Annotated in this window: 22 protein-coding genes and 2 tRNA genes; 10 read left to right on the forward strand and 14 right to left on the reverse strand. The window is 68.5% G+C overall.

Translation table 11 applies throughout. The features are described from left to right. Positions 1-176: 176 nt before the first annotated feature. A complete protein-coding gene (locus C5F48_RS00760; RefSeq protein WP_107662004.1) occupies positions 177-641 on the reverse strand; it encodes a disulfide bond formation protein B in 465 nt (154 codons plus the stop codon). Between the two features lie 132 nt (positions 642-773). On the opposite strand from C5F48_RS00760, the gene ypfJ reads away from it, so the two are divergent. The 3 genes from ypfJ to C5F48_RS00775 all read left to right on the forward strand — a co-directional run bounded on the left by ypfJ (position 774) and on the right by C5F48_RS00775 (position 3,884). After that, positions 774-1,616 (forward strand): KPN_02809 family neutral zinc metallopeptidase, encoded by an 843-nt coding sequence (gene ypfJ, locus C5F48_RS00765; RefSeq protein ID WP_107662005.1) that lies wholly within the window; start codon positions 774-776, stop codon positions 1,614-1,616. A gap of 53 nt (positions 1,617-1,669) precedes the next feature. Then, a tRNA-Leu gene (locus C5F48_RS00770) sits at positions 1,670-1,753 on the forward strand. 811 nt (positions 1,754-2,564) lie between these two features. Continuing rightward, entirely contained in the window at positions 2,565-3,884 is a 1,320-nt protein-coding gene (locus C5F48_RS00775; protein WP_107662006.1) for a hypothetical protein, read from the forward strand. Positions 3,885-4,224: 340 nt separating this feature from the next. Here C5F48_RS00775 and C5F48_RS00780 read toward each other — a convergent pair whose 3' ends face one another. Both C5F48_RS00780 and C5F48_RS00785 read right to left on the reverse strand, forming a co-directional pair. Beyond that, positions 4,225-5,388 carry an MFS transporter gene (locus tag C5F48_RS00780; RefSeq protein WP_245941397.1) on the reverse strand — a complete coding sequence of 388 codons (1,164 nt, stop codon included), beginning with the start codon at positions 5,386-5,388 and terminating at the stop codon, positions 4,225-4,227. Positions 5,389-5,403: 15 nt separating this feature from the next. Continuing rightward, positions 5,404-6,228: an aldo/keto reductase gene (locus C5F48_RS00785; protein ID WP_107662008.1), complete on the reverse strand. Its 825-nt coding sequence runs from the start codon at positions 6,226-6,228 to the stop codon at positions 5,404-5,406. A 255-nt stretch (positions 6,229-6,483) separates the two neighbouring features. Between C5F48_RS00785 and C5F48_RS00790 the strand changes: the two genes are divergently transcribed. Beyond that, positions 6,484-7,395, forward strand: coding sequence for a LysR substrate-binding domain-containing protein (locus C5F48_RS00790; RefSeq protein WP_107662009.1), 912 nt, complete (start codon positions 6,484-6,486; stop codon positions 7,393-7,395). Positions 7,396-7,521: 126 nt separating this feature from the next. Here C5F48_RS00790 and C5F48_RS00795 read toward each other — a convergent pair whose 3' ends face one another. Then, positions 7,522-7,692: an SDR family oxidoreductase gene (locus C5F48_RS00795; RefSeq protein ID WP_211314628.1), complete on the reverse strand. Its 171-nt coding sequence runs from the start codon at positions 7,690-7,692 to the stop codon at positions 7,522-7,524. A gap of 106 nt (positions 7,693-7,798) precedes the next feature. On the opposite strand from C5F48_RS00795, the gene C5F48_RS00800 reads away from it, so the two are divergent. Further along, positions 7,799-7,871: transfer RNA gene (locus tag C5F48_RS00800), tRNA-Thr, on the forward strand. 23 nt (positions 7,872-7,894) lie between these two features. Here C5F48_RS00800 and C5F48_RS00805 read toward each other — a convergent pair. Next, entirely contained in the window at positions 7,895-8,434 is a 540-nt protein-coding gene (locus tag C5F48_RS00805) for a superoxide dismutase family protein (protein ID WP_107662010.1), read from the reverse strand. A gap of 137 nt (positions 8,435-8,571) precedes the next feature. Here C5F48_RS00805 and lhgD point away from each other — a divergent pair, with 137 nt between their 5' ends. Further along, complete coding sequence (lhgD, locus tag C5F48_RS00810) at positions 8,572-9,762, forward strand: L-2-hydroxyglutarate dehydrogenase (RefSeq protein WP_107662011.1); 1,191 nt, start codon at positions 8,572-8,574, stop codon at positions 9,760-9,762. A 634-nt stretch (positions 9,763-10,396) separates the two neighbouring features. Then, a complete protein-coding gene (locus tag C5F48_RS00815) occupies positions 10,397-11,827 on the forward strand; it encodes a Hint domain-containing protein (protein WP_245941396.1) in 1,431 nt (476 codons plus the stop codon). A gap of 70 nt (positions 11,828-11,897) precedes the next feature. Here C5F48_RS00815 and C5F48_RS00820 read toward each other — a convergent pair whose 3' ends face one another. Further along, the gene (locus C5F48_RS00820; protein WP_107662013.1) at positions 11,898-12,488 is read right to left on the reverse strand and encodes a nucleotidyltransferase family protein; all 591 of its coding nucleotides are present in this window, start codon (positions 12,486-12,488) and stop codon (positions 11,898-11,900) included. Next, the gene (locus tag C5F48_RS00825; protein ID WP_107662014.1) at positions 12,489-14,906 is read right to left on the reverse strand and encodes a GcvT family protein; all 2,418 of its coding nucleotides are present in this window, start codon (positions 14,904-14,906) and stop codon (positions 12,489-12,491) included. A 178-nt stretch (positions 14,907-15,084) separates the two neighbouring features. Between C5F48_RS00825 and C5F48_RS00830 the strand changes: the two genes are divergently transcribed. Next, positions 15,085-15,324 carry a hypothetical protein gene (locus tag C5F48_RS00830; protein ID WP_107662015.1) on the forward strand — a complete coding sequence of 80 codons (240 nt, stop codon included), beginning with the start codon at positions 15,085-15,087 and terminating at the stop codon, positions 15,322-15,324. A gap of 15 nt (positions 15,325-15,339) precedes the next feature. Here C5F48_RS00830 and C5F48_RS00835 read toward each other — a convergent pair whose 3' ends face one another. The 6 genes from C5F48_RS00835 to C5F48_RS00860 form a co-directional block, all read right to left on the reverse strand. After that, positions 15,340-16,638 (reverse strand): branched-chain amino acid ABC transporter permease, encoded by a 1,299-nt coding sequence (locus C5F48_RS00835; protein WP_107662016.1) that lies wholly within the window; start codon positions 16,636-16,638, stop codon positions 15,340-15,342. Then, positions 16,635-17,645, reverse strand: coding sequence for a branched-chain amino acid ABC transporter permease (locus C5F48_RS00840; RefSeq protein WP_107662017.1), 1,011 nt, complete (start codon positions 17,643-17,645; stop codon positions 16,635-16,637). Before C5F48_RS00840 ends, C5F48_RS00835 begins: the two co-directional genes overlap by 4 nt. A gap of 4 nt (positions 17,646-17,649) precedes the next feature. Beyond that, positions 17,650-18,360, reverse strand: coding sequence for an ABC transporter ATP-binding protein (locus tag C5F48_RS00845; RefSeq protein ID WP_107662018.1), 711 nt, complete (start codon positions 18,358-18,360; stop codon positions 17,650-17,652). An 80-nt stretch (positions 18,361-18,440) separates the two neighbouring features. Further along, positions 18,441-19,223, reverse strand: a complete 783-nt coding sequence (locus tag C5F48_RS00850; protein WP_107662019.1) for an ABC transporter ATP-binding protein — start codon at positions 19,221-19,223, stop codon at positions 18,441-18,443. Between the two features lie 123 nt (positions 19,224-19,346). Further along, positions 19,347-20,531, reverse strand: a complete 1,185-nt coding sequence (locus tag C5F48_RS00855; RefSeq protein ID WP_107662020.1) for an ABC transporter substrate-binding protein — start codon at positions 20,529-20,531, stop codon at positions 19,347-19,349. A 197-nt stretch (positions 20,532-20,728) separates the two neighbouring features. Then, positions 20,729-21,745, reverse strand: coding sequence for a GlxA family transcriptional regulator (locus C5F48_RS00860; protein ID WP_107662021.1), 1,017 nt, complete (start codon positions 21,743-21,745; stop codon positions 20,729-20,731). A gap of 155 nt (positions 21,746-21,900) precedes the next feature. On the opposite strand from C5F48_RS00860, the gene C5F48_RS00865 reads away from it, so the two are divergent. Then, positions 21,901-23,271 (forward strand): class II 3-deoxy-7-phosphoheptulonate synthase, encoded by a 1,371-nt coding sequence (locus C5F48_RS00865; protein ID WP_107662022.1) that lies wholly within the window; start codon positions 21,901-21,903, stop codon positions 23,269-23,271. Positions 23,272-23,277: 6 nt separating this feature from the next. Here the strand turns inward: C5F48_RS00865 and C5F48_RS00870 are convergent, their stop codons facing one another. After that, positions 23,278-23,919, reverse strand: coding sequence for a PAS domain-containing protein (locus C5F48_RS00870; RefSeq protein ID WP_107662023.1), 642 nt, complete (start codon positions 23,917-23,919; stop codon positions 23,278-23,280). Between the two features lie 213 nt (positions 23,920-24,132). Between C5F48_RS00870 and C5F48_RS00875 the strand changes: the two genes are divergently transcribed. Further along, positions 24,133-25,023, forward strand: a complete 891-nt coding sequence (locus C5F48_RS00875) for a YicC/YloC family endoribonuclease (protein WP_107662024.1) — start codon at positions 24,133-24,135, stop codon at positions 25,021-25,023. Positions 25,024-25,032: the final 9 nt, after the last annotated feature.

The raw sequence follows: 25,032 nt of genomic DNA on the forward strand, positions 1-25,032 counted from the left end.
CCGTCGCCCGCGGCCCCGAGGCGTCGCTTCAGCCCCTCCGGGCGAAAAACTTCGCAGAAGTTTTGCCGGACCCGCCGCCGGCGTCCGTCCCCCGCCAAGCGGTTAAGAAACCCCTAACGCCAGAAAATATCCCGCACAAAAACAGCCGCTTGGCCCGATTTTCACGCGTGAAAACCTCACGCCTTGCGCAGCGCCGCAGCAATCCAGATCCCCGCCAGCAGCATCGAGGCGATGACATTCCACCCCGCCATCGACACCCCCAGCATCTGCCAGGCGATCGCATCACAGCGCACCACCTGCGCCACATCCACCGCCGGATTGAGGAGGTCCTCCACCGACACCCCCGCCAGCGACCCGCCGGAACAGGAGGCGAGCCCCGCCCACCAGCCCTGCTCGACCCCGACATGGAAGGCCCCGATCCCCGCCGAAACCAGCGCCCCCGCCGCCCCGAGCCAGGCCAGCAGCCGCGACGGCGCCTCGAGCGCGATCAACCCCGCCGCCAGCGCGACAGCATGCGGCCAGCGCTGCCAGATGCAGAGCTGGCAGGGCGGCATCCCGCCGAGATATTGAAAGGCAAAGGCCCCCAGCAGCAGCGCCGCCGAACCGGCCCCGGCCAGCACCATCAGAACCTGTCGTGACATCGCGATCCCCCGAAGCATCCGCCGGGGTTGCACCACGCGGCCCCCGGCGGGTCAAGGGTGCAAAACAGGCGCCCCGCGGAACCAAAGCCCCGCCACCGCCTTGAGCCTGCGCAACAGCGGGGGGCGCGGCGGATGGACTGGCGGGGCAGGCGGGGCAGCCACAACATCGAGGACCGCCGCGGGACCTCGATCGGTCGGGCAGGCGGGGTCGGCGGCGTCGGCGTGATCGCCGTACTGCTGCTCGGCTATTTCCTCGGCATCGACGTGACGCCGCTCCTCGACCAGGGCGGCGGCCAGACCGTGACCCGGAACGAGATCACCCCCGCCGACGAGGAGGCCGCCGACTTCGTCTCGGTCACCCTCGCCGACACCGAGGAGGTCTGGGCCGAGGTGTTCCGCGACCAGGTCGAGGGCGCCTACCGCCCGGTCACCCTCGTGCTCTTCAAGGGCGCCACCCAATCGCCCTGCGGCGGCGCCTCGGGCGCCACCGGGCCGTTCTACTGCCCGACCGATCAGAAGGTCTATCTCGACACCGATTTCTTCACCACCATGGAACGTCAGCTCGGCGCCGGGGGCGATTTCGCCTCGGCCTATGTGGTCGCCCATGAGGTGGCCCACCACGTCCAGCACGAGCTCGGCATCCTCGCCCGGGCCAACGAGGTCCGCGCCCAGGCCAGCGAGACCGAGAGCAACCGGATTTCGGTGATGATCGAGCTGCAGGCCGACTGCTATTCCGGCATCTGGGCCCGCCATGCCGAGGCGCAGTTCGGCAGCATCGAGCCCGGCGATCTGGAGGAGGCGGTGAACGCCGCCCGGCAGATCGGCGACGACACGCTGCAGCGCAACGCCGGCCGCCGCCCGATGCCGCATACCTTCACCCACGGCACCTCCGAGCAGCGCGCCCGCTGGTTCGAGCGCGGCTACGAGACCGGCGCGCTCGAACAATGCGACACCTTCGCCGCCCGCCAGCTCTGACCCGCGCGCAGCCGATTGACCCGCGCCCGCACCCGCGTTACATCAGCGCCCGTGCGGGTGTGGCGGAATGGTAGACGCGAGGGTCTCAAACACCCTTTCCTCACGGAGTGTCGGTTCGAGTCCGACCACCCGCACCAGAAATCGGGCGAACCCCGCAAGATTTCGGTGCTGTCGAGTATTCCGCCTTCTTCAGCCCCTGATCCTGTCTCCAAATCTATCCTTGCTGTGAATCCCTGGGGTGGCGGCGACCGGTCGAATGATTTTGAACCGCTTTCCGGAAAGCACGAAGAGGTGGGGAAGCGGGCCCGACCGCATCTTCGCGCCTGCCGCGCCTCCACATCATCGACCTCGGTCGCGCCTCCCGCCTCCTTTTCATGTGGCGCTTGGCTTTGGGCGGTGGGGACGACAGCGTCTTCGGGGTGCCCGCGACGCGGGCCGGCGCTTCTCGCTCGACCGCCTTTAGCCGCTGCTCGACGCCGCGCATGAGCGGTTGGACTACGTGGTATTCCAGAGCCTCGACATGGCCGGTCGATCCCGCGTTGCGACTCCGCTGACAGGCTGTTCCACCTCGACCCACTCCGCTTGGACGGCGAAGCCGATTGAGGCCGCGGTCAACGGCGAGGCGCAGGCGCTGCTGTTGCGACGCGGCGCCGCCCGGCCGGCGCGATGGCGCAGCTGGGGCCGATTCAGGACGCTTTCGTGCTCGGTCGTGAGAGCGGCTCGACCTGATGCGGCGGGCGCGGGGTGGGGAACTGAACTCCGCTCAGTGAACGGGAGATGAACGGGCTGTTGGGCGGTGGTTCAACAAGCCTGTGATCGACTGGCCGGAACAAGCTCATATCGCCAGTGTTCGTCAGGCTGGCCAGCCGGCCCCACAGCAGTCTCTTCAGAACGCCGGGACGAGAGACCGTGTCGATTGCAGCAGGCATCACTGCAGGAGAGACCACCATGGGATTTTACGAGCACATCCAGAGTTCCGCCCCTGCGCCGCCAGCCGATCAGGAACCGGTTCCTGCGGAGGCTCCGCCTCACGATCACCACCCTGTGCCGCCGGTATCGCGGTTGCGGCCCCTGCTGTTGCTGGCCGGGGCGGGGGGCGCTTATCTGGCCGTCGGCTTCGCCCTGACGCTCGGCATGCTGGGGGAGCGGCCTGCGGTGGAGCAGATGAATTTGCTGGTGGAGGAGGCTGCCGCGGCGACGGATCAGGCTCGCTCCCCTGCGGAGCAGCCCCATGGCGCAGAGCAGCTGCAGGTCGCGGAAGACATCCGCTCCCTGATGGCCGATGACGTGACCGGGGCGGCGATACGGGCTCCCGGCCCCGAGGCCTTGCCGCTGATGGCCGCCCTCGATGTGCCGGTGCTGGCGAACCCGGCCGGGGCAACCGCCGATCCCGCCGTCGATGCATCGGCGGCGCCCGTGCCTGTGCTGTTCCAGCCCATGGCCATGCGGCCCGGGGCCACGCCGGACGCATCGCTGCCGGACCTTCCGGCGCCGATGATGGGGTTGCTCAGGGCCAGCCCATCGCCCTTGCCGTCCCCGGCCGCACTTGACATGGCGGCGCTGGCCGACATCTCGCCTGCTCCTCCGCCCGGCTTTGTCTGGCCCGCAGAGCTTGACCTGGCCTCGCTCGACCCGGTCCTGTCGGTGGCGCACCCGGGCCCGGGTGGGGTGATCGCTCCGGTGGTCTATGGCTTTCCCGACCTGACGCGGGGGCTTTCGCAACCGGCTGCGCCGATGGCCTGGACGCTTCCGGACCGGCAGCAGCGGGTCGAGCACGTCTTCGTGGTGCCCGGGCCGGAGCAGCAGCGCGGCGGCGGCAGCGAAGGATGCGCCGGTATCGACTGCCTCGCCTCCGTTCCGCTTGCGCTCGCCGCGGCGCCGCCCTTCCGCCGGCTCGAAACGATACTGCGCCGCGCCGGCATGTCCCCGACCGAGGCGGCGGAAGCGCTGCCCCGAGGTGAGGGAGCGATCGGTCGGAGAGGTCTCGCGTCCTCAGGACAAAGCGGAAGCGCGGCGCGTGGCGAACAGGCCGGGCGAGGACCCACAGCGCGCGACGGGGGCGAGGGGCGGGACGATCCCGGCAAAGCCGCCGCCGGGGCGCGCGACGGAGGCGCCTCGCGCGGAAGAGGGAAGGACTTGGATGGGAAGGGCGCTGGCGGCGGGAAGGGCGGCGGTGGAAAGGGCAAGGGGGGCGGTGGCGGAAAGGGGGGAGGCGACAACGGCGGCGGGAAGGGCGGCGGAGGCGGGAAGGGCGGTAAACGGGGCTAGCCGGTTCGCCGGGGCTTCCACTTCTCCGGCCCGCATGCAGGCTTTGCCGGAAGGATTCAACGCCGGATCGGGCGGATGTTCTTCATGGGGCAGCATCTGCCGGTAAGCGCGACGCGACGGGCGGGAGGCTCGGCGGGAGGATGGGCGTTCTGTCCGTGCTGCCTCGAACAGCTCCTTTGCGACCTGTCACTGGCGCCGGATGCAGCGGATCGGGCTCAACCGTCGGTCGGGAGGGCCGAGTGGCTCTTTGGGCCGCCGGGGCCTTCGGAGGCCCCAGCAGACAGCACGATGACGCATGAGGTCGGGCGACGCGGATCGGCTCCGCGTCGCCCCGACCGTGTCAGGCCTCACAGGCGAGGGCCGTCTGCCGCCGTCCCAGCCAGACCAGTGCGAGCCCGGTCGCGGCGGTCAGCCCGCCAACCACCGGCACGGCGGCATAGCCGAGATCCGCCGCGATCACCGCGCCGCCAAGCGCCGCGCCGATGGCGTTGCCGAGGTTGAAGGCTCCGATATTGACCGAGGAGGCAAGGCCCGGCGCTCCCGCCGCCGCCTGCATCACCCGCATCTGCACCGGCGGCACGATGGCGAAGGCCGCAGCGCCCCAGAGGAACAGCGTGATCGCCGCGCCGATCTGGCTACCCAGCGTCAGCGGAGCGACCAGCATGATCGCCGCCAAGGCACCAAGGAAGATCGCCGTCGCGCCATCCAGCGACCAGTCGGCGACACGCCCGCCTAGCCAGTTGCCGAAGGTGAACCCCAGCCCGATCAGCACGAGCGCCAGCGTCACGAAGCCGTCCGACGCGCCGGCCAGCGTCGTCAGCACCGGCGAGACATAGGTGTAGAGGGCGAACATCGCGCTTGCGCCGAGAACGGTGGTCAAGAGCGCGATCAGCACATCGGGGCGGGTCAGCACGCGCAGCTCCTGCCTCACCGCGGGGCGCTGGCCGGCGGCGCCGACCGGCAGCGCCAGCCACAGCGCGGCCATGGTGAGGAGGCCCAGAAGCGCCGTCCCTCCGAAGGCCTCGCGCCATCCGAGGCTCTGGCCGATCCAGGTGGCCAGCGGCACGCCGCCGACATTGGCGAGGGTCAGCCCCATGAACATGGTGGCGACCGCGCTGGCCTGCCGATCCTTCGGCACGAGGCTCGCCGCCACGACGGACCCGAGGCCGAAGAATGCCCCGTGGTTCAGGCTGGTGACGACGCGCGAGGCGAGCAGCGTCCAGTAATCCGGCGACAGCGCCGACAGCAGGTTCCCCAGCGTGAAGATCGCCATCAGCGCCATCAGCGCCGTGCGCTTGCCGAAGCGGGCGAAGATCAGCGTCATCACCGGCGCGCCGACCATCACCCCGATGGCATAGGCGCTGACCAGCATCCCTGCCGAGGGGATCGACACTCCGACCCCTTCGGCGATGACCGGCAGCATGCCCATCGGCGAGAATTCGGTGACGCCGATGCCGAAGGCGCCGACGGCGAGCGCCAGCAGCGGCCAGTTGAATTTGCGCATGTCCATGATCCTCCGTTATGCCTCCCACGCCGGGGCAAGGCCGGCGGGGTTGACGATGCGGCCCTCCGGCCGGGCAAGCCCGCCGATCGCCGCCATGTCGGCCGCGGTCAGGGTGAAGTCGAAGATGTCGAAATTCTCGGCCAGGCGAGTGGGCTTCGCGGTCTTGGAGAGCACGACGACCCCCTGCTGGATCAGCCAGCGCAGCCCCACCTGCGCGGCCGTCTTGCCATGCCGGGCGGCGATCTCCCGGATCAGCGCGTCCCCCGGGACGGCGCCATCGGCCATGGCGTAATAGGCGGTCAGCGCCGTGCCGGTCTCGCGCGCGAGTTCCGCCATGGCCGATTGATCCAGATAGGGATGCATCTCGATCTGGTTGGTCACGATCGGCGCGGCGCTGGCGGAGATCGCTGCGCGCAACTGGCTGCGGTTGTAGTTGCTGACGCCGATGAACCGGGTCCTGCCGGCCGCCTGCGCCTCGTTCAGCCATTCGATCTGCCGCTCGACCGGCACCGCGTCGCCCGGCCAATGCGCCAGCAACAGATCCACCTGATCGACGCCCAGCTTTTCGAGGCTCTCGTCGACCGAGGCCATGAAGCGCTCGGCGCTGTAATTCGACACCCAGACCTTGGTGGTGAGGAACAGATCGCCGCGGCGCGCCCCCGCCACCTTCAGCGCCCGGCCAAGCGCAGCCTCGTTCTGGTAGATCTGCGCGGTGTCGAAATGCCGGAACCCGGTTTCAAGGGCGGCGGGCGCCACGGCCTCGACCTCGGCCTCGGACATGCGGAACATGCCGAAGCCGAGCGCGGGGATCTTGGCCTCGCCAGTCTTCACGAATTGCATCTTCTGTCTCCTGTCACGCGGCGGGGGGCCGCGTTGTTCTTGTTCGGTGCGGGGCGCATTGCCTCGCGCGACGGCCCATGATGCGACGGCATCCGGACGCCGGGTGTCCTGCGGGCCAGGCGCCGTATCGGGTCCATCGAGTCCATCCGGCTCGCCTGTCGGTCTGGTCGCAGAGAGATAGATCCAGGATTACGCCTTGATAATCCGCCGGATCCTCCCAAGATCTGTGAAACGAATTCACTGACAGGACCGCGGATGGACAACCGGGCAGGCGAAATGCAGGTTTTCCTGCGCGTGATCGAGACCGGCAGCTTCTCCGAAGCCGCCCGGCAACTGCTGATGACCCCGTCGACGGTGTCGAAGCTGATCGGCCGCATCGAGGCGCGGCTGGGCGTACGGCTGCTGGAGCGCTCGACCCGGCGGCTGTCGCTGACCGGCGAGGGCCAGATCTATTACGAGCGCAGCCAGAGCCTTCTGGCCGAACTGGATGCGATCGAGCACGATCTGAGCCGGAGCGCGGCCAGCATCACCGGCACGGTGCGGGTCTCGGCCTCGGTCGGGCTCGGCATGGTCGCCATCCAGCCGCTGTTGCCGACGTTCTGGCAGGAATATCCCAATATCGCGCTGGATCTGTCGATCTCGGACGAGCTGGTCGATCTGTATCTCGACCGCACGGATGTGGCGTTCCGGGTCGGACGGTTGACCAGTTCCGGCATGACCGCGATCCGGCTGGGCTCTGCGCCGCGCAAGATCGTCGCCTCGCCCGACTATCTGCGCCTGCACGGCGTCCCGAAGACGCCCGCCGATCTGGTGGGGCATGCCTGCCTCGGCTTCAACTTCCGTCGTTCCACCGCGGTCTGGCCGCTGCTTGAGGATGGCCAGATCGTCGACAGCCGCGTCTCCGGCCCGCTTCTGGCCAACAACGGCGAGACGGTGCGCCGCATGGCCCTTGCAGGAATGGGCCTTGCGCGGATGGGCGAGTTCCATATCCGCGAGGATCTCGCCAGCGGCGCGCTGGTCGAGGTTCTCGCCGACGCCATCGCCGAGGACAGCGAGGACATCCACGCCGTCTTCCTCGGCGGCGAGCATATCCCCCGCCGGGTCCGCGCTTTCCTGGATTTCATGGCGCCGAGACTGAGGGCCTTCCTGCAGGTGCCCAGAAGCTGATACGCCACCGGCCATCTGAGTCAGCCGACACCTTGCCGACGCAGAGCCTTCGCAGACGCGAGAGCGGGCAGCCATTCACCGCCCGCGTCCCATCTTCCGAGCGTGGCTTTCGGGGCTGTTGTCCCCTCAGCCCTGCGCCGTGGGCCGGATCACGATGCTGCCCACCTCCGCGTCGGAGGGTTGCTCCAGCGCATGGAGGATGCCGCGCGCGATGGCGTCCGGCGAGATGGCGGTCTCGCCGATCCGCTTCGCGATCCGGCGGGCCGGTGCTGCTTCGGCACGACCGACACCCCCCACCTGCCGCCGCCCCACAGCGCTTGGCGTCGGGGCGGGGGCAGGGCGCCGCGGGGGCCTTGCTCCGCCTTGCATCGGCGGGGCGTTGTTGCTACATCGGCCGCGCGTAGCCCCTATAGCTCAGCTGGTAGAGCGCTAGTTTTGTAAACTAGATGTCGGCGGTTCGAACCCGTCTGGGGGCACGCGCGATCAGCAGATCATTCGATCATTCGATCACCGCGCAGGCCAGGCGGTCGCCTGCATCGCCGCTGGGCTGGGTCACGTAGTCGTCGGTGCCTCCGTGGATCATCAGCGCGCGGCCGCGGATGCTGGATCCGCCGTCGACCAGCGTCACCAGCGGGTTCATCACCTGGGTCTTCAGCGTTCCATCCGCCGCGACATATTGGTTCGGCATGTCGCCGGCATGCGGGCCGGTGGCGGAGAGATAGCCGTGCTCGATCTCGGTCGGGTTGAAGTGGCCGCCCGCCGACTCGTGACCCGTCTGCGGATCGCAGCTGCCGGTCTCGTGGACATGGAAGGCGACCCATTGCGAGGCGGGCAGGCCGGCAAGGTCGAGCTCGATCAGCACGCCGTTGCGCAGCCCGGTCAGCGTGGCCGAGCCGGCAGGCTCGCCCGCGGCGTCGACGAAGCTGGCGCTGGCATTGGCGGCGGTGTTGGCGTCGGCCGTCGCCGTGGCGGCGGCGTCCTGCGCCTGGGCGGCGCTGGCGATGAGCAGGGCGGCGAGGGCAGGGGCGAATGCGTTCATGCTGTTTCCTCCATTAAGCATGAGGAACCCGGGGCTCCGGGCGATGTTCCCGCTTTCCGGGCCGGGGGACCCCGGCAGGCCTTGTATGCGCAGCCGTCCTGCGGTGAACTCGGGCCAAGGCATTTTCAGGAGGTCTCATGGAGACGACGGATTTCGCGATTGTCGGCGGCGGCATTGTCGGGCTGGCCACCGGGCTGCGGCTGCAGGCCTTGCATCCCGGGGCGCGCATCCTGCTGCTGGAGAAGGAATCCGCCGTGGCGCAGCACCAGTCGGGGCGCAATTCGGGCGTGATCCATGCCGGGGTCTATTACGCGCCGGGCAGCCACAAGGCGCGGTTCTCGGCCCAAGGCGTGACCGCGACCAAGGCCTTCTGCGACGAACAGCAGATCCCCTACCAGCTCTGCGGCAAGCTGATCGTCGCCACCGACGCCGCCGAGACCGAGCGGATGGGCGCGCTGGAGACCCGGGCGCGGGCCAATGGCATCGTGATCGAGCGGTTGACCGGCGAGGAGGCGCGCAAGCTGGAGCCGAACATCTCGGCGGTGGCGGCGCTGCTGTCGCCCAGCACCGGGATCGTCGACTATGGGGCGGTGGCGATGCGGATGGCGCAGCTTTTCCAGGAGCGGGGCGGGCTGATCCGGCTGGCGACGCGGGTGACCGGCGGGGCGGAAACCGAGGCGGGGCTGACGCTGGAGACGACGCGCGGCGCGCTCTCGGCCGGCAAGGCGGTGTTCTGCGGCGGCCTGCATGCCGACCGGCTGGCGCGGATGTTCGGCGCGGCGGTGGAGTTCCGCATCGTGCCGTTCCGCGGCGAGTATTTCGCGATCCGCAACCAGCCCGCCGACCTCGTCCAGCACCTGATCTACCCGGTCCCCGATCCGGCGCGGCCCTTCCTCGGGGTGCATCTGACCCGCAAGATCGGCGGCGGCTTCACCGTCGGCCCCAACGCCGTGCTGGCCATGGCGCGCGAGGGCTATCACAAGACCGATGTCTCGCTGGCGGATCTGCGCGACAGCCTCGGCTATGCCGGCTTCTGGCGGCTGATGCGGCGCAACCTCGGCCCGGCGCTGGGAGAGCTGTCGGGCTCGATGCTGCGGCCGCTCTACCTGAAGAAGGTGCAGAAATACTGCGCACGGATCCGGCTGGAGGATCTGGTGCCCTACAAGTCTGGGGTGCGGGCGCAGGCGGTGGCGCCCGATGGCAGGCTGATCGACGATTTCGTCTTCGTGAGGAGCCGCCACTCGCTGCACGTCTGCAACGCGCCCTCGCCGGCGGCGACTTCGGCGATCCCGATCGCCGAGCATATCGTCGAGGCGCTAACGGCCTGAGCCGGCGAAAGATGATTCGGATTAACAGGGATTAACGGCGGTGTGGTTGCCTCATATTTCGGCTATTTTGGTTTATTGGTGCGGGCGGTGAAACAATCCGGCTCTGCGGTGGATTTGGTCGCAGGACACAGCGTTTTAATTAAGATTAACGCGCCGGTTGAATTGCAGGACGGGTTCTGGCCAGCTTTTGCCCGGAGCGCCGATGGATTGTTCTCTGCAAGATGCCGAAGGCGCTACTGTTTCACCCTCAGGTAGCAAATCAAGTGCCGATTTCTCGGCCTTTCCCGATCAACCGACGCGGAAATATTAACATTTGGCCGCGGTCTTTTTAACAATTTCCCCGGAGCCCTATGTTTTCGTTAACCCTTTTTCGCTTCCCAATGCGGTTTCCGCGGCGCTAAGCAAATCATGTCCGGTAGTGGACAGCTGTCGTGTGACGGGCAGGTCAGGGATGCGGCGCTTTCGGGCGCAGGTGTGGTAGGTGGTGCGTTTTGTCTCGGTATATTGCCTCGATCGGTATTCATTGCGCCTTGGAGCGCGATTGCAGATTGCGCATCGCTGGCCTGTCCGCACCGACAGCCCCTGAAACCTCTATCCCGGCCGACAATGACAGCGCTGCGCAAAGGGGATGACAATGCCGACCAAGGCTGAGCACAGGATTTCCAAAGCGGATGCGGTGCAGAGGGGCGGCCCATCGGCGCCGGTGGATGAGCCGGCGCCGGCGCTGGGCGGCGGCGCGCCCGATGGCGTCGTTTCGGGCAGCGCCCACGCGGATCTCATCGACCCGCATTACCTCGACAGCGATGGCGACCGGATCGACGGCTCCGACGCGATGCATGGCGGAGCGCAGGACGATCAGGTGCTGGCCGGCGCGGGCGACGACACGGTGCTGTCGGGCGCCGGCGATGACGAGATCCATGCCGGTTCGGGCGACGATCTGGTCGACGGCGGCAGCGGCGATGACGCGCTGTTCGGCGATGGCGGCGACGACACGTTGCTCGGCAACCGGGGCGACGACATCCTGGAAGGCGACGCCGGCAACGACCTGCTCGACGGCGGCGCCGGGGACGACATTCTGCACGGCGGCGAGGGCAGCGACACGCTGCTCGGCGGCGAGGGCGACGATTTCCTCAGCGGCGATGCCGGCGGCGACCTGATCGACGGCGGGGCCGGAGATGACACGATCCGCGGCGGGGCCGGGGCCGACATCCTCAAGGGCGGCAGCGGCGACGACCGCATCGTCGGCGGCGACGGCGGCGACATGATGTTGGGCGGGGCAGGGGACGACCTGTTCATCGGCGGCACTGCCGGCGACATGATCGACGGCGGCGACGGCTACGACCGGCTCGATCTCAGCGACAGCGGTCGCTTCACCATCCGCTATGACACGCATGACCCCGAGAGTGGCGAGGTGACCTTCCGCAACGCCGACGGCGACGCCACCGGCACGCTGGTGTTCCGCGACATCGAGCAGGTCGTGCCCTGCTTCACCCCCGGCACGCTGATCGCCACGCCGAAGGGCGAGGTGCCGGTGGAGGGCCTGCGGCCCGGCGACCGCGTCATCACCCGCGACAACGGCCTGCAGGAGATCCGCTGGATCAGCGCCAAGCCGATGCCCTGGGCGGCGCTGGCGGCGAATCCGCATCTGAAGCCGGTGCTGATCCGGCAGGGCAGCCTCGGCAACGGCCTGCCCGAGCGCGACATGCTGGTGAGCCCCAACCACCGCATGCTGGTCGCCAACGACCGCACCGCGCTCTATTTCGACGAGCACGAGGTGCTGGTCTCGGCCAAGCATCTGGTGACCGGGCGCGACGTGCAGGCGGTGGACAGCGTCGGCACCACCTATATCCATTTCATGTTCGACCAGCATCAGGTGGTGCTGTCGAACGGGGCCTGGAGCGAGAGTTTCCAGCCCGGCGACTACAGCCTGCGCGGCGTCGGCAATGCGCAGCGCACCGAACTCTACGAGCTGTTCCCCGAACTGCGCAGCGAGGAGGGTCTGGCGGCCTATGCCTCGGCCCGCCGCACACTGCGCCGCCACGAGGCCCGGCTCCTGCTGCGCTGACTCTTCCCCGTCCCTGTCGACTGGCCGCGCCTGTCTCCCGAGGGGAGCAGGCGCGGTATTTTTCCCAGCCTCAGGCGTCGCGCGCCGCGCGCCAGACCGCCCAGTCCTCGGGCGTGTCGAGATCGGTGGTGGCATGGCGGCCGGGCAGGGCGATCAGCCGCAGCGGCCGCCCGGCGAGCAGCGCCCGCGCCCCGGTGTCGCCAGTCAGCCGCATCAACTCCGGCAGCAGCGCCGGCGGGAACAGGATCGGATGGCCCGGCTGGCCCTCCGCCGAGGTGGCGCGCAGGATCGCCTCTGGCGTCTCGCGCCCGGCCTTCAGCATCGCCTGCAGATCCTCGGTCGTGATCTCCGGCAGATCGCCCAAGAGCACCATCAGCGGCCCGCGCACCGCCGCCGCCCCGACGCGCAGCGCGGCGGCCATGCCTTCGGCCGCCTCCGCCACCGTGGTCCGCTCCACTGCCAGCCCCTCCAGCGCCACCGTGCGCGACGGCCGGTCGGGCGGCAGCGCCACCAGCACCCGAACCTCCGTCGCCAGCGCCCGCTGCGCCAGCAGCCGCAGCAGCGGCACGCCCTCCACCGGCTCCAAGAGCTTGTCCGCCCCCCGCATCCGTGACGAGGCCCCGGCGGCGAGGATCAGGATGCTGGGGGCGGTCTCAGCCATTCACCCCCGCATCCGCGCGCCGTCGGCGTCGAACAGCGGCGTGGTCACCAGCCGGGCCGGGCGACGCTCGCCGAGGATCTCGATCTCCACCGCCAGCCGGTCCTCAACCCGATCGGCCGGCAGGAAGCCCATCGCCACCGACTGCCCGGTGAAATGCGAGAAGCCGCCCGAGGTGCAGAACCCGACCACCGCGCCGTCGAGCCAGATCGGCTCCCAGGCCGCCACATCGGCATCCACCGCCTCGACGACAAAGCTGCAGAGCCGCCGCTTCGGCCCCTCGGCCTTCTCGGCCAGCGCCGCCGCCTTGCCGATCCACTCCACCGGCTTGTTCCAGCGGATGAAGCGGTCGAGCCCGGTCTCCATCGGCGTGTAGTCCGGCGAATACTCCCGCCCCCAGGACCCGAAGAACTTGTCGAGCCGGAGCGACATCATCGCCCGCATGCCGAAGGGCCGAAGCCCCAGATCCTTGCCCGCCTCCGACAGCACCTGCCACAGATGCCGCACCGACATCTGGTCGCAATAGATCTCATAGCCCAGATCGGCGGTATAGCTCACCCGCTGCACGATGCAGTCGGCCATGCCCACGGTCATCCGCTTCACATCCATGAAGCGGAAGGCCTCGGCGCCGACATCGCTGCGCGTCACCCGCGCCAGCAGATCGCGCGCACGTGGCCCGGCGATCTGGAAGCCCGAACGCGCGTCGGAAATGTTTTCCACCCGCACGCCGTCCTCGGCATGCTGCTCGAACCAGCGCCCGTGCCAGCCCTGCGCGCCATAGCTGGCGGTCAACTGGAACTCGGTTTCGCTCAGGCAGGAGACGGTGAAATCGCCGATGATCTTGCCGCTCTCGGCCAGCATCGGCGTCAGGCTCAGCCGCCCCGGCTTCGGGATCGCCCCCGCCATGATCCGGTCCAGCCAGTCGCGTGCGCCCGCGCCCGTCACCCGGTACTTGCCGAAGTTCTGCAGCTCGTTGATGCCGACGCCCTCGCGTACCGCCATCACCTCCTGACGCGTGGCTTCCCAGGCGTTGGAGCGGCGGAACGAGGGCGTTTCATACAGCGGCTCGCCGGGCAGGGCGTGGTAGTTCACCACCTCCAGCCCGTATTGGTGGCCCCAGACCGCGCGCATCTCGCTGAACGCATCATACATCGGCGTGGTGCGGAACGGCCGCGCGGCGGGCTTTTCCTCGTTCGGGAAGGCCACCGAGAAGCGGGTCTGGTAGTTCTCGATCACCTTCGGCACGGTATAGCCCGGCGTCGTCCAGGACCCGAACCGCGCCACATCGAAGCCGCGCGGGTCGCGCTCCACCTCGCCCTCGATCATCCATTGCGCCAGCGCCAGCCCCATGCCGCCGCCCTGAGAAAAGCCCGCCATCACCGCGCAGGCCGACCAGTAGTTGCGCAACCCCGGCACCGGACCGATCAGCGGGTTGCCATCGGGAGCGAAGGTGAAGGGCCCGTGGATCACCCGCTTCACCCCGGCGCGCTCCAGCGCAGGGAAGCGGCGATAGGCGAATTCCACCGAATCCGCGATCTTGTCGAACTCTTCGTTGAACAGCTCCTGCCCGAAACTCCAGGGCGTGCCGTCGACCGACCAGGCCTCGCAGGGTTTTTCGTAGAAGCCGATGCAGAAGCCGCGCCCTTCCTGCCGCAGATAGCTCTCGCCGCCCGGGTCCATCACATGCGGGAATTCCCTGGCGCGGGCGACGATCTCGGGGATGTCCTCGGTCACCAGATACTGATGCGCCATCGGCAAAAGCGGCAGATAGACCCCCGCCATCGCCCCCACTTCCCGCGCCCAGAGCCCGCCCGCGTTCACCAGATGCTCGGCGATGATCGTGCCCTTCTCGGTCACCACCTCCCACGACCCGTCCGGGCGCGGGTTGGTCTCCAGCACCCGGTTGTGGGTGACGATCTCGGCCCCGCCCATCCGCGCCGCCTTGGCATAGGCGTGGGTGGTCCCGTAAGGGTCGAGATGCCCGTCCAGGGGATCGTAGAGCGCGCCGAGGATGCCGTCGGTGTTCACCATGCCATCGGTCATCTCGGCCACTTCGGCAGGCGTCAGCAGCGCGGTGTCGAGCCCCATGTAGCGGTGCTTGGCCCGCTCGGCCTTCATCATGTCCCAGCGGTCCTGGTTGTCGGCCAGGGTGATGCCGCCGACGTGGTGCAACCCGCAGCTGAGCCCGGTGATCGCCTCCAGCTCTTTATACAGCCGGATGGTGTAGCCCTGCAGCGCCGCCATGTTGGTGTCGCCGTTCAGCGTGTGGAAGCCCCCCGCCGCATGCCAGGTGGAGCCGGAAGTCAGCTCCGACCGCTCGACCAGCATGACGTCGGACCAGCCGAGCTTGGTGAGGTGATAGAGCACCGAACAGCCGACGACGCCGCCGCCGATGACCAGAGCTCGGGTATGGGTTTTCATGGGGGCACTCCACAGCCTGTTTGCGCCAGAGTGACGATCCGACCGCGCCGGATCATGTTTCTTTGCGACAAAATCTGTCGCAACTCGCGACCGACCCCGGCGCAATTCCGCCATGATCGCCCGCTAGCCGCGTTAACCAATGTTAACGGTTTCGCCCATCGCGGGGCGGGAGGCTCTCATGCGGATATTCATCGCGGCGCTCGTCGCCGCCAGTGTCGCCACCGGCGCTTTCGCCAACCGCCCCGACGCGGCGCAGCCGCCGCTTGCGCCGATGGTGCAGCTCCTCGCGCTCGGCAAGGGCGTCGTGGTCACCGCCGATGCCTGCTGCAAGCGCTGCTCCAAGGGCAAGGCCTGCGGCGACAGCTGCATCTCGCGGTCGAAGACCTGCCACAAGGGGCAGGGGTGCGCCTGCGACTGAGGCGCACCCTTCGTCTCACTTCTCCGGGATCAGCCCGCGCGGGCTGAAGCGCAGCACCAGAAGCAGCACCAGCCCCATGGTGATCAGCCGCATATGCGCCGCCGAATCCTGGAGATGCACCTTCAGCCACGATCCGTCGGCCATCCCGGCGGTCACCGCCGACATCAGCCCCAGCCCGATCGGCTCCACCATGACCCAGAGCCACCAGATCAGGAACCCGCCCAGCACCGCGCCCCAGTTGTTGCCCGAGCCGCCGACGATCACCATCACCCAGATCAGGAAGGTGAAGCGGAGCGGGGTGTAGGTGCCCGGCGTCAGCTGGCTGTCGAGCGTGGTCATCATCGCCCCGGCGACGCCGATCACCGCCGAGCCGAGGATGAACACCTGCAGATGCCGGCGGGTGACATGCTTGCCCATCGCCTCGGCGGCCACCTCATTGTCGCGGATCGCCCGCATCATCCGGCCCCAGGGCGATTTCAGCGCCAGTTCCGACAGCACGACCAGCGCCACCAGCACCGCGCCGAACAGCCCGGCATAGCAGAGCTTCACCACGATGGAGGAGGCCGTCACCGGGTCCATCCCCCAATCCGCCGCCCAGGCGAGGAAGCCCGGGCTCTGCTGCAGATCCACCTCGTAAGGCACCGGCCGCGGCAGCGAGATCACGTTCTTCACGCCGCGCGCCAGCCAGTCCTCGTTCTTCATCACCGCCAGCACGATCTCGGCGATGCCCAGCGTGGCGATGGCGAGGTAATCCGACCGCAGCCCCAGCGCCGTCTTGCCGATGGCCCAGGCGGCGGCGGCTGCCAGCAGCCCGCCCAGCGGCCAGGCCAGCAGCACCGGCAGGCCCAGCCCGCCGATATTTCCCTGCACAGCCGGGTTGATCGCCTCGATCGCCGTCACCGCCGGATCGAAGACCGCGCGGAACGCGAAGAACCCCGCCAGCAGCACGCCGATCAGCACCAGCACCCGCGCCTTGCCCTTGGACATGCCGCGCCAGACGAGGATCGCCCCGCCGATGGTCAGCGCGCCCAGCATCAGCCCCAGCACGATGCCCATGCCGCCCGCGTTCCACGCCCCCGGCGCAGGCTCGGCCGAGGCCAGCACCACGGCAAGCCCGCCCAGCGCCACGAAGCCCATGACACCGACGTTGAAAAGCCCCGCATAGCCCCATTGCAGGTTCACCCCGAGCGCCATGATCGCCGAGATCAGCGCCATGTTCAGGATGCCCAGCGACGAATTCCAGCTCTGGAAGAAGCCGGTGCCGATGAACAGAAGCGCCACGAGCGCGAAAAGCGTGAGGTTCTTCCGGTTCATACCGATTTCCCCTTGAAGAGCCCGGTGGGCATGAACAGCAGGACGATGATCAGGATGGCGAAGCTGACCGCGAATTTGTAATCGGTGGACATCAGCTGCAGCAGCCCGTCCGGCGCCATGTCGGCGGGAACCAGATAGGTCACCACCTTCTTCCAGGCATAGGTCACCGTCACCTCGCTGAAGGCGATGACGAAGCCCCCGGCGATGGCGCCCAGGGGGCTGCCCAGACCGCCGACAATGGCCGCCGCGAAGATCGGCAGCAAAAGCTGGAAATAGGTGAAGGCCTTGAAGCTCTTGTCGAGCCCGTAGAGCACCCCGGCAATGGTCGCCAAGGCCGCCGCGATGATCCAGGTCACCTGCACCACCCGCTCGGGGTTGATCCCCGACAGCAGCGCCAGATCCTCGTTGTCGGAAAAGGCCCGCATCGACTTGCCGGTGCGGGTCTTGCCCAGGAACCAGAACAGCGCCACCACCACGATCACCGCCGTGACCACCGTGATGCCCTGCGTGGTGCGGATCGCCAGACCCTCCTTCAGCCCGGTCCAGGCCTTGAAGTCGCCCGCGGTGATCAGGAAGCGCCCGCCATCGGCGAAGGCCTGCTCCTCCACCCCGATGATGAATCGCACCAGCCCGTTCATCACGAACATCACACCGAGCGAGACGATCACCAGAATGGTCGGCGCCGCCTTCTGCTTGCGGTAGAAGCGGTAGACCAGCCGGTCGGTCCCCAGCACGAAGAGCGCGGTGACGAGGATGCCGAAGGGCAGGGCGATCAGCGCCGTCGGCAGCACCCCGCCGCTGATCCCCAGCGACTGCAGCCCCCAGGTGGCGAGGATCGTCACCATCGTGCCGAAGGCCATGGTGTCGCCATGGGCGAAGTTGGAGAACCGCAGGATGCCGTAGATCAGCGTCACCCCCAGCGCCCCCAGCGCCAGCTGCGCGCCATAGGCGAGGCCCGGGACGAAGACGAAATTCAAAAAGGCCACGAGGGCGTTCAGCATATCCATGGCCTCAACCCCCGAGGAAGGAACGGCGGACCTCCGGATCGGCCATCAGCGCCGCTCCGGTGTCGGTGAAACGGTTGGCGCCCTGCACCAGCACATAGCCCTTGTCGGCGATCATCAGCGCCTGCCGGGCGTTCTGCTCGACCATCAGGATCGAGATGCCCGTCCGCGCCACCTCGATGATCCGGTCGAAAAGCTCGTCCATCACGATGGGCGAGACGCCCGCCGTCGGCTCGTCCAGCATCAGCACCTTCGGCTGCGTCATCAGCGCCCGGCCCACCGCGACCTGCTGGCGCTGCCCGCCCGACAGCTCGCCCGCCGGCTGGTGCCGCTTGTCCTTCAGGATCGGGAACAGCGTATAGACCTGCTCCATCGTGCCGCGGATGTCGTCGCGGCGCAGGAAGGCCCCCATCTCGAGGTTCTCCTCCACCGTCATCGAGGTGAAGATGTTGTGGGTCTGCGGCACGAAGGCCATGCCCTTGGCGACGCGCGCCTGCGGGGTGAGCGCCGTGATATCCTCGCCCGCCAGCCGCACATGGCCGCCGCGCAGTCGCAGCATGCCGAAGACCGCCTTCATCGCCGTCGATTTCCCGGCGCCGTTCGGGCCGACGATCACCGCGATCTGGCCCTTCTCCACCGCCAGCGTGCAACCATGCAGGATGTCGGCGGCGCCATAGCCGCCGGTCATGTCCTCGCCGATCAGGAACGGTTCAGACATGGCATCCCCCGTGCTTCTTCTTGGCAGAAATACTCCCGCCGGAGGCGCCGACAGCAGCCCCGTGCGCAGCGCCTGCAATCTCACGCATGGCCCACCACCTTGTTCTTCAGCCCGGTGCCAAGATAGGCCTCGATCACCCGCTCGTCGTTCTTCACCTCATCCACCGTGCCCTGCGCCAGCACCTTGCCCTCGGCCATGCAGATCACCGGATTGCAGAGCCGGGCGATGAAATCCATGTCATGCTCGATGACGCAGAAGGTATAGCCGCGCTCCTGGTTCAGCCGGATGATCGCGTCGCCGATGGTGTTCAAGAGCGTCCGGTTCACCCCCGCGCCCACCTCGTCGAGAAAGACGATCTTCGCATCCACCATCATGGTGCGCCCGAGCTCCAGCAGCTTCTTCTGCCCGCCCGAGATATTGGCCGCCCGCTGGTCGGCGAGATGCGAGATCGTCAGGAACTCGAGCACCTCGTCGGCCTTGTCGCGCAGCCGCCGCTCCTCGGCGGCCACGGCGCCGCGGCGGAACCAGGCGTTCCACAGCGTCTCGCCCGATTGCGCGGCGGGAACCATCATCAGGTTCTCGCGCACCGTCATCGAGCCGAATTCATGCGCGATCTGGAAGGTGCGCAACAGCCCCTTGTGGAACAGCTGGTGCGGCGCCAGCCCGGTGATATCCTCGCCCGCCATGGTGACGCGGCCCGAGGTCGGCTGCAGCCGCCCGGCGATCACGTTGAACAGCGTGGTCTTGCCCGCGCCGTTCGGGCCGATCAGCCCGGTGATCGAGCCCGTGCCGATCTCCAGCGAGGCGCCGTCCACGGCGTGGAATCCGCCGAAATGCTTGTGCAGGTTGTCGACTGCAATCATGGTTTTCCCCTTCAGCCCGGCGTTTCGGGCCAGAAGGCCCGCCGCCGGATTGTCTTTCTTAAAGGCGACGGCCCGGCCGCTTGCGCGCGCCGGGCCGTCGGTGGCTTTAACCGAGGTCTCGGATCAACGGAACCCGTCCGTCACGAAGGCGCCTTCGGTGACGGTGTATTCGCGGAACGAACCCGCGCTCTCGCCGGGGCCGATCAGCTCTACCGCGGTCGCGCCGACATAGTCGATGTCGGTGCCGGCCTTCAGCAGCTCGATCGCCTTGGCCAGCTCGCCCGGGTAGATCTTCTCGCCCGGAGCGTTGGCGACTTCCTCGATCTTGCCCTTGTAGTCGGCCGGGGCCGCAGACCCGGCAGCCTGCATGGCCAGCAGCATCAGGGCCGCCGCGTCATAGGACTCGCCGACATAGGAGGAGGTGCCGTCGAAGCCCGCGGCCTTCGCCAGTTCCAGCATCTTCTCGGCGCCGTCGCTGTCGGTGCCCGGCACGGTGCCGAACGACCCTTCCAGCCCCTCGCCGATCGCCGCGATCAGCGACTCGCCATACATCCCGTCCGGCAGCATGAACTGCGAGAAGGCGCCCGAGTCGAGCGCACCCTGGATCACGCCCTTGCCGCCCTGGTCGACATAGCCCGCCACGACCAGCAGATCGCCGCCGGCAGCCGCCAGCGCGCCGACTTCAGCCGAATAGTCGGCCTTGCCGTCCTCATGCGCGGCCGAGATCGTCACCGTGCCGCCCGCAGCCTCGAACGCCTGCTGGAAGCTGTCGGCCAGACCCTTGCCGTAGTCGTTGTTGGTGTAGGTCAGGGCGACCGAGGTCACGCCCTTGTCCTTCAGCACATCGGCCATCACCTCGCCCTGGCGGGCGTCGGAGGGGGCGGTGCGGAAGAACAGCCCGTCATCCTCGGCCTGGCTGAGGCCCGGCGAGGTGGCGGAGGGCGAGATCATCACCACGCCATTCGGGCGCGCGACGTTCTGCAGGATGGCGCCGGCCACGCCCGAGCAATCCGCACCCATGATGCCGGCCACCTTGTCCGAGGTCACCAGACGCTCGGCGGCGGCGGTCGCGGCGGCGGCGTCGACGCAGGTCGAGTCGGCGCGGACGGAGGTCACGGCGGCGCCGTCCAGCAGCGTGCCGGCGTCGTTCACTTCCTTGATCGCGATCTCGGCCGAGGCGGCCATCGACGGCGTGATCGATTCGAGAGGGCCGGTGAAGCCCAGGATGATGCCGATCTTGACGTCCTGGGCGCTCGCGGCGCCCGCCAGCAGCACGGTGGCCGTGCTAGCCAGAAGCAGTTTCTTCATTGGTCACTCCCTTGATGGACCGAAATCCTGCGGCGACCGTAAAGGGGCGCGCAGCGAAAGAAAAGGCGCGAAAAGCGCCGATCTGCCGCAATGATCGGTCATTTCGACGCGCCGCAGGGTAACGGATCCTGCGCGGGGCGAAAGGGCAGGGCGCCCCGGATGGTTTTCAGTCCGAGAATCTATCCCCGCCCGCCGCCTCAGATCGACAGCCGCGCCCCCGCGGGCCCGCCCTGGGTGCCGCGCTCGCGGTAGGGGGTGGTGTTGTAATGCGCCCGGTAGCATTTCGAGAAATGCGAGGGGCTGGCGAAGCCGCAGGCGAGCGCCACATTGATCACGCTCATGTCGGTCTGCATCAACAGGTTGCGCGCCTTCTGCAGCCGCAGCTCCATGTAATAGCGCTTGGGCGATCGGTTCAGATAGCGGCGGAACAGCCGCTCCAGCTGCCGGGTCGACATGCCCACATCATCGGCCAGATCGGCCGGGCTGATCGGGTCCTCGATATTGGCCTCCATCATCTGGATGACCTGGGAAAGCTTCGGATGCCGCACCCCGATCCGGGTCGGGATCGACAGGCGCTGCGTGTCCTGATCGGTGCGGATCGAGGAATAGATCAGCTGGTCCGCCACGGTATTAGCCAGATCATCGCCATGATCCGCCGCGATCAGCTTCAGCATCATGTCGATCGAGGCGGTGCCCCCCGCCGTGCTCAGCCGGTTGCCGTCGACGACGAAAACCGATTTCGTCAGCTTCACATCCTCGAATTCTTCCAGAAACCCGTCCTGGTTCTCCCAGTGGATCGTCGCCTTCTTGCCGTCGAGCAGCCCGGCCTTGGCCAGCGCATAGGACCCGGTGCAGAGCCCGCCGATCACCACCCCGCGCCGCGCCTCGCGCCTGAGCCAGCCGATGATGCCGCGGGTGGTGGATTTCTGCACATCGATCCCGCCGCAGACCAGAAGCGTGTCCTCGCGCTCGATCTCGTCCAGCCCCATGTCCAGCTTGAAGGCCGCGCCGTTGGAGCAGGTGGCGAATTCGCCGCCCTCGCCAGCCAGCGCCCAGGAATAAAGCGGCGCGCCCGCCACGCGGTTGGCGATGCGCAGCGGCTCGATCGCCCCGGCGAAGGAGAGCATGGTGAAGCGGTCAAGCAACAGGAAGACGAAACGCCGCGGGCTTTCGATCTTCGCCACATGGGTGGCCTTGCGGGGGGAGGTGGACATCCGGCGACCTCAATGCGTCGTTTCCGGCACCAGACAGCAGGAATCCGCGCCGCCTTCAAGCGGTATCGCGGCCATTCGCCCTTTGCTTTTGAGCAGGCTTTCCGTATAGGACGCGCGGTAAGACCCCCCGATACCGCTAACTTCGGAGAAGACCGATGACCAAGGGCTGGACGAAATCTGACTGGCGCGCCAAACCGCGGGTCCAGATGCCCGACTATACGGATCAGGCCGCGCTGAACGCCGTCGAGGCGCAGCTTGCCAAGTATCCGCCTTTGGTCTTTGCGGGCGAAGCGCGCAAGCTGAAGAAGTCGCTGGCCGAGGCCGCGGCGGGCAGGGCCTTCCTGCTGCAGGGCGGCGATTGCGCCGAGAGCTTCGCGGAATTCTCCGCCGACAACATCCGCGACACCTTCCGGGTGATGCTGCAGATGGCGGTCGTGCTGACCTACGGGGCCAAGGTTCCGGTGATCAAGGTCGGCCGCATGGCGGGCCAGTTCGCCAAGCCGCGTTCGGCCCCCACCGAGGTGATCGACGGCGTGGAGCTGCCGAGCTACCGCGGTGACATCATCAACGGCTTCGACGCGACGCCGGAATGCCGGATCCCCGATCCGGCGCGCATGCTGCAGGCCTACACCCAGGCCGCGGCCTCGCTGAACCTGCTGCGGGCGTTTTCGACCGGCGGTTTTGCCGATATCCACCGTGTCCACGCCTGGACCCTCGGCTTCTCCGAACAGGACAAGGCCGAGCGCTACCGCGAGCTCTCCAACCGCATCTCCGACGCGCTCGACTTCATGTCGGCGGCCGGGGTGGACGGCAACACCACGCATCACCTTGCGACGGTCGATTTCTACACCTCGCACGAGGCGCTGCTGCTCGAATACGAAGAGGCGCTCTGCCGGATCGACAGCATCACCGGGGTGCCGGTGGCGGGCTCGGGCCACATGATCTGGATCGGCGACCGCACCCGTCAGGTGGATGGCGCCCATGTCGAGTTCTGCCGCGGCGTGCAGAACCCGATCGGCCTGAAATGCGGCCCGACCACCACGGTCGAGGATCTCAAGCAGCTGATCGCCAAGCTCAACCCCGAGAACGAGCCGGGCCGCCTGACGCTGATCGCCCGCTTCGGCGCCGGCAAGGTCGGGGACAACCTGCCGCGTCTGATCCGCGCCGTGCGCGAGGAAGGCGCCAATGTGCTCTGGAGCTGCGATCCGATGCACGGCAACACGATCAAGGCGGCCTCCGGCTACAAGACCCGGCCCTTCGATTCCGTGCTGCGCGAGGTGCGCGAGTTCTTCGCGATCCACAAGGCCGAGGGCACGATCCCCGGCGGCGTGCATTTCGAGATGACCGGCAAGGACGTGACCGAATGCACCGGCGGCCTGCGCGCCGTCACCGACGAGGATCTGTCGAGCCGCTACCACACCGCCTGCGACCCGCGTCTGAACGCCTCGCAGTCGCTGGAGCTGGCCTTCCTCGTCGCAGAAGAGCTGTCGGCGCTGCGCGACTCCAGCCGCCGCATGGCGCTCTGAGCCGGCTCAGCCCTTCACCAGCCTGAGATGCCGCCGCCCCGGAACCGCCCGGGGCGGCGGTTGCATTTGGGGCCGGCGCGGCGAGGAGCCGCGCGGCTCGGCAAGACCGGCGGCGGGCGGCAGGTCCAGCCGCTCCACCAACGCCTGCGCCAGCAGGAAGCGCCGCGGCGCGCGACCGATGTCTCCTTCCGTCGGCAGGCAGCCGAAAGCCAGCGGGGCCTCGCCCTCGCCGATGACCGGCAGGATCAGCATCCGCCCCGACAGCGCCGGCCGGCCCAGCCCGCGATCCGCCTCCAGCGCCAGCTCGGCCACACCCGGCGCGGTAAAGACCTGCTCCAGCACCTCCGCCAGCCGCGGCTGCGCCAGAGGATCGAACAGCGCCGCGACCGGCAGGCCGCGCAGGTCCATCCCGAGGAGATCGGCGAAGAAACTGCCCGCCAGCCGGAAGTGCGCCTGCCCGGGGCCGATGCGCTCGATCAGGAAGGCCCGCTCCAGCGCCCCCTCGATGCCGCGCGGGTCGATCCGGGCGCGCAGCGGCAGGGCGTCGCCCACCCGCAGCGCCTGCCAATAGCCGCGCACCTGCCGCAGCATCGCCTCGGCCGCGACGGCCTCCGTCCTGCCGCCGATCCCACCCCCGAACCCCGTCATCGCGTCTTCCCCTGCCGCGCCGTCCCGCCCGGCCTGCTTGCTCCCCGAAATCCGCTCTGCTATCGCCGGAGAGGCCCGGCGGCGGCGGACGGGATGATCCCGCAGGAAACCGATGACCTGTGCATTAATCCAGCGCCGTCACAGTCCGGCGCGCGGAAATCTGAATCAATGGTTAACGGCCCGTTCCGCGCGTCGTTGCCGGAAAGGACGCGGATGATCACCTCGATGACCGGCTTTGCCGCGCGCAAGGGGCAGGGGGCGGGCTACAGCTGGGGCTGGGAGATCCGCTCGGTGAACGGCAAGGGGCTGGACCTGCGGCTGCGCCTGCCCGACTGGATCGACGGGCTGGAACCCCTGGTCCGGGCCGAGCTGGCCCGCGCGCTGAACCGCGGCAATGTCAGCCTGACGCTGAAGGTGACGAGCGAGCTCGGCGACACCGCGCTGCGGCTGAACCCGACCGTGCTGCGCTCGGTGCTGGTGGCGATGGCCGAGGTCGACCACGCCGCGCGCGAGACCGGGCTGACGCTGGCCGCGCCCACCGCCGCCGACCTGCTGACCCTGCGCGGCGTGCTCGACGCCTCCGCCGCGGCCGAGGACACCGCGCCGCTGCGCGCGCTGCTGCTGGCCGATCTCGCCCCGCTGCTGGCCGAGTTCACCGCGATGCGCAATGCCGAGGGCGCGGCGCTGGCCGCAGTGCTCGGCGCCCAGCTCGACCGCGTCGCGGCGCTCACCGGCGACGCCGCACGCGAGGCCGAGGCCCGCCGGCCTGCCATGGCCCAGACCCTGCGCGACAATCTCGCCCGCATCCTCGGGGCTGCCGAGGGGATCGACGAGACCCGGCTCGCGCAGGAACTGGCGCTGCTCGCGGTGAAATCCGACGTGACCGAGGAGATCGACCGGCTCACCGCCCATGTCGCCGCCGCCCGCGCGCTATTGGCCGAGCCGGGGCAGGTGGGCCGCAAGTTCGACTTCCTGGTGCAGGAATTCATGCGCGAGGCCAACACGCTCTGCTCCAAGGCGCAGTCGGTGGCGCTGACCCGCATTGGTCTTGACCTGAAGGCGGTCATCGATCAGATGCGCGAACAGGTCCAGAACGTGGAATGACCATGGCAC

Origin of the sequence: Cereibacter changlensis JA139 (genome assembly GCF_003034985.1) — a bacterium.
GTDB classification, from domain to species: domain Bacteria; phylum Pseudomonadota; class Alphaproteobacteria; order Rhodobacterales; family Rhodobacteraceae; genus Cereibacter; species Cereibacter changlensis.

Excerpts from the sequence above, each read along its gene's own strand:
- C5F48_RS00760 (WP_107662004.1), bottom strand. The coding sequence starts at position 641 with ATGTCACGACAGGTTCTGATGGTGCTGGCCGGGGCCGGTTCGGCGGCG.
- ypfJ (WP_107662005.1), top strand. The coding sequence starts at position 774 with ATGGACTGGCGGGGCAGGCGGGGCAGCCACAACATCGAGGACCGCCGC.
- C5F48_RS00775 (WP_107662006.1), top strand. The coding sequence starts at position 2,565 with ATGGGATTTTACGAGCACATCCAGAGTTCCGCCCCTGCGCCGCCAGCC.
- C5F48_RS00780 (WP_245941397.1), bottom strand. The coding sequence starts at position 5,388 with ATGCGCAAATTCAACTGGCCGCTGCTGGCGCTCGCCGTCGGCGCCTTC.
- C5F48_RS00785 (WP_107662008.1), bottom strand. The coding sequence starts at position 6,228 with ATGCAATTCGTGAAGACTGGCGAGGCCAAGATCCCCGCGCTCGGCTTC.
- C5F48_RS00790 (WP_107662009.1), top strand. The coding sequence starts at position 6,484 with ATGGACAACCGGGCAGGCGAAATGCAGGTTTTCCTGCGCGTGATCGAG.
- C5F48_RS00805 (WP_107662010.1), bottom strand. The coding sequence starts at position 8,434 with ATGAACGCATTCGCCCCTGCCCTCGCCGCCCTGCTCATCGCCAGCGCC.
- lhgD (WP_107662011.1), top strand. The coding sequence starts at position 8,572 with ATGGAGACGACGGATTTCGCGATTGTCGGCGGCGGCATTGTCGGGCTG.
- C5F48_RS00815 (WP_245941396.1), top strand. The coding sequence starts at position 10,397 with ATGCCGACCAAGGCTGAGCACAGGATTTCCAAAGCGGATGCGGTGCAG.
- C5F48_RS00820 (WP_107662013.1), bottom strand. The coding sequence starts at position 12,488 with ATGGCTGAGACCGCCCCCAGCATCCTGATCCTCGCCGCCGGGGCCTCG.
- C5F48_RS00825 (WP_107662014.1), bottom strand. The coding sequence starts at position 14,906 with ATGAAAACCCATACCCGAGCTCTGGTCATCGGCGGCGGCGTCGTCGGC.
- C5F48_RS00830 (WP_107662015.1), top strand. The coding sequence starts at position 15,085 with ATGCGGATATTCATCGCGGCGCTCGTCGCCGCCAGTGTCGCCACCGGC.
- C5F48_RS00835 (WP_107662016.1), bottom strand. The coding sequence starts at position 16,638 with ATGAACCGGAAGAACCTCACGCTTTTCGCGCTCGTGGCGCTTCTGTTC.
- C5F48_RS00840 (WP_107662017.1), bottom strand. The coding sequence starts at position 17,645 with ATGGATATGCTGAACGCCCTCGTGGCCTTTTTGAATTTCGTCTTCGTC.
- C5F48_RS00845 (WP_107662018.1), bottom strand. The coding sequence starts at position 18,360 with ATGTCTGAACCGTTCCTGATCGGCGAGGACATGACCGGCGGCTATGGC.
- C5F48_RS00850 (WP_107662019.1), bottom strand. The coding sequence starts at position 19,223 with ATGATTGCAGTCGACAACCTGCACAAGCATTTCGGCGGATTCCACGCC.
- C5F48_RS00855 (WP_107662020.1), bottom strand. The coding sequence starts at position 20,531 with ATGAAGAAACTGCTTCTGGCTAGCACGGCCACCGTGCTGCTGGCGGGC.
- C5F48_RS00860 (WP_107662021.1), bottom strand. The coding sequence starts at position 21,745 with ATGTCCACCTCCCCCCGCAAGGCCACCCATGTGGCGAAGATCGAAAGC.
- C5F48_RS00865 (WP_107662022.1), top strand. The coding sequence starts at position 21,901 with ATGACCAAGGGCTGGACGAAATCTGACTGGCGCGCCAAACCGCGGGTC.
- C5F48_RS00870 (WP_107662023.1), bottom strand. The coding sequence starts at position 23,919 with ATGACGGGGTTCGGGGGTGGGATCGGCGGCAGGACGGAGGCCGTCGCG.
- C5F48_RS00875 (WP_107662024.1), top strand. The coding sequence starts at position 24,133 with ATGATCACCTCGATGACCGGCTTTGCCGCGCGCAAGGGGCAGGGGGCG.